General features: G+C 59.9%; 3 protein-coding genes. All 3 read left to right on the top strand.

Features of this window, described 5'->3' with window-relative positions:
* Window positions 1-407: DUF4115 domain-containing protein (locus tag AC1D1P_RS19270; RefSeq protein WP_477674083.1), on the top strand; the 407-nt coding region annotated here is incomplete at its 5' end.
* Window positions 407-1,684 carry a flavodoxin-dependent (E)-4-hydroxy-3-methylbut-2-enyl-diphosphate synthase gene (gene ispG, locus AC1D1P_RS19265; protein WP_477674082.1) on the top strand — a complete coding sequence of 426 codons (1,278 nt, stop codon included), beginning with the start codon at window positions 407-409 and terminating at the stop codon, window positions 1,682-1,684. The genes AC1D1P_RS19270 and ispG, both read left to right, overlap by 1 nt.
* Before the next feature lie 5 nt (window positions 1,685-1,689).
* Window positions 1,690-3,026, top strand: a 1,337-nt coding sequence (gene hisS / locus AC1D1P_RS19260) for a histidine--tRNA ligase (RefSeq protein ID WP_477674081.1), incomplete at its 3' end; no start/stop codon positions are given.

Here is a 3,026-nt window from a genome sequence, read left to right as displayed (position 1 = left end):
CCACAGAGCAGAGTCATGAGACTTTTTCAGGCGCCGGTGCTGCCACGGTTGCCGGCTCTCCCACCGGCCCTGCTGTGACGACAACTACCTCTCTACCTGGCCCAGCCGTTCAGCCTGCTCCGGTGCCAGTGCCAAGTGGTGTTGCTGCACCTGTATCGCCAGCGGCACCGGCGGGTATCGTGACTTTTCGCGCCAGGGGCGAATCCTGGGTGGAGGTGACGGATGCCAAGGGAACGGTTGTGCTGCGCCGTACCCTGACCGCCGGAGAAGTCGCGGGTGCGTCCGGGGCGTTACCGCTGGCCGCCGTAGTGGGTAAGGCAGATGTGACGCAAGTGCAGGTGCGCGGCCAGGCTTTTGATCTGAGCAGCGTGGCCAGGGATAATGTTGCCCGATTTGAGGTGAAATAATGTCGAAGGGTTGCCTTCCGATCGAGTCCGCTTTTCCCAAAGCGCGGCGCTCCCTCCAGTCACAGGTGTCATGGGGCGGCCGTATTTTGACTGTCGGCGGCGATGCGCCGGTGCGCGTCCAGTCCATGACCAATACCGACACGGTGGATGCCATTGGCACCGCGATTCAAGTCAAGGAACTGGCGTTGGCGGGTTCCGAGATGGTTCGCATCACCGTCAACACGCCGGAAGCGGCGCAGGCTGTTCCGCATGTGCGTGAGCAACTCGACCGGATGGGGATCGACGTTCCACTGATAGGGGACTTTCATTACAATGGCCATCGGTTGTTGACGGATTACCCCGCTTGCGCGGAGGCGTTGTCCAAATATCGCATCAATCCGGGAAATGTTGGCAAGGGCGACAAACGTGACCGGCAGTTTGGCCAGATGATAGAGGTTGCCATGCGCTGGAAAAAACCCGTGCGTATCGGTGTGAACTGGGGCAGCCTTGATCAGGAACTGCTGGCCAGCTTGATGGATGAGAACAGTGCGCGTGCAGTCCCTTGGGATGCCAGGCAAGTCATGTATGAAGCATTGATTACGTCCGCGATCGATTCCGCCCGGCGCGCTGAAGAAATGGGAATGCCTCGTAATCAGATCATCCTTTCCTGCAAGGTAAGCGGTGTTCAGGACCTGATTTCGGTTTATCGAGAATTGGCCCGGCGCACARATCACGTGCTTCACCTAGGGCTGACGGAGGCCGGTATGGCTACCAAGGGCACGGTGGCTTCTGCCACGGCGTTATCGATCCTGCTGCAAGAAGGCATTGGCGATACCATTCGCGTTTCCTTAACGCCCCAACCGGGTGAGGCCCGCACCCAGGAAGTTGTTATTGCGTCAGAGATTCTCCAGGCGCTTGGTTTGCGGACCTTTGTGCCCAGTGTGACGGCATGCCCAGGTTGCGGGCGCACCACCAGTACGACCTTCCAGGAGCTGGCCAAGCAAATTGACGACTTTCTGCGTGCGCAGATGCCTGTCTGGCGCGAACAATATCCCGGCGTCGAAGGGCTCAAGGTTGCCGTCATGGGCTGTATCGTCAATGGACCGGGTGAAAGCAAACATGCCGATATCGGCATCAGCCTGCCCGGCTCCGGCGAGGCGCCTGCCGCGCCGGTGTTTATTGATGGTGAAAAAAGACTGACCCTACGTGGCGACAACATTGCGCAGGAGTTCCAGGTCATTGTTGAAAATTACATTGAAAAACGCTTTGGCACGCACACCGTCGCTGAAGCTGCGTAACGCCCATGGTTGAAAAAACAGCTGCCGGCCCGGTAGAAAAATCCGCCGTGGCCAAAATGAAAAAACTGACGGGCGTCAAGGGGATGAACGACATCCTGCCGCCGGAGTCGGCTCGTTGGGAGTGGTTCGAAGCCAAGGTGCGCGCATTGATGGCCCGCTATGCCTACGCCAATGTACGCACGCCGATCGTCGAGCCGACCGCGCTGTTTGTGCGTGGTCTTGGCGAGGTGACCGACATCGTCGAAAAGGAGATGTATTCCTTTGTCGACTCGATGAACGGCGATCGGCTCACGTTGCGCCCTGAGGCTACTGCCGGTATTGTGCGCGCGATGATCGAACACAACGCGCTGTACAACGGCCCGATACGGGTCTGGTCGGCGGTGCCGCTGTTTCGTCATGAGCGACCACAGAAGGGGCGTTATCGCCAATTTCACCAAATCGATGTTGAAGCGCTGGGCTTTGCCGGACCTGATGTGGATGCCGAGCAAATTCTCATGTGCCGAGCGCTGCTGCACGACCTGGGCATTCCGATGGAGCATGTGCGGCTCGAACTGAACAGCCTGGGCCAGCCCAGCGAGCGAATGGCGCACCGTGCCGCGCTGATCACGCACTTTGAGGCGCATGCCGGCGTGCTTGACGAAGATGCAAAACGCCGGCTGCACAGCAACCCGTTGCGCATCCTCGATACCAAAAATCCTGCCATGCAGCCCGTTGTGGAGGCCGCGCCGCAGCTCATGGGCTTCCTTGGCGAGGGTTCGCTGGCGCACCTGAACGCGGTGCGCGCAGTGCTCGACGCGGTAGGGCTGTCCTATCGCATTAATCCGCGCCTGGTGCGTGGCATGGATTACTACAACCTCACGGTGTTCGAATGGGTCACCGACAAGCTTGGCTCACAGGGTACGGTTTGCGGTGGCGGCCGTTACGACGGCCTGTTCGAGCAGCTTGGCGGCAAGCCAACGCCTGCGGTAGGCTGGGGCATGGGTGTGGAACGAATGCTGCTTCTGCTTGAGGCGGTGGGCGTGTTGCCGCCGGTGAGTGGCCCCGACGCCTACGTGATCGTTCCGTCTGCCGAGATGATGCCAACTGTGATGGCAACCTGCGAAGCCTTGCGCGCTGCTGGCATCAACGTGCAGATGCACGCCGGAACAGGCGATGGCATGGGCAGCATGAAGTCCCAGTTCAAGAAAGCTGACGGTAGCGGTGCGCGCTACGCCCTGATTTTTGGCGAAACCGAGTTCGCTCAAGGCTGTGTTGCCGTCAAACACCTGCGGGGCGAAAAAGACCAAGCCTTGCAGGCCCAGGCACTCCAGCCCTTGGGGGATGTCATGGCCTGGGCTCACAG

Source organism: Polaromonas sp. P1_E1_2 (genome assembly GCF_056406035.1).
Note: the sequence above shows the minus strand (reverse complement) of the source record. Positions and strands in the feature narration are given on the sequence as shown.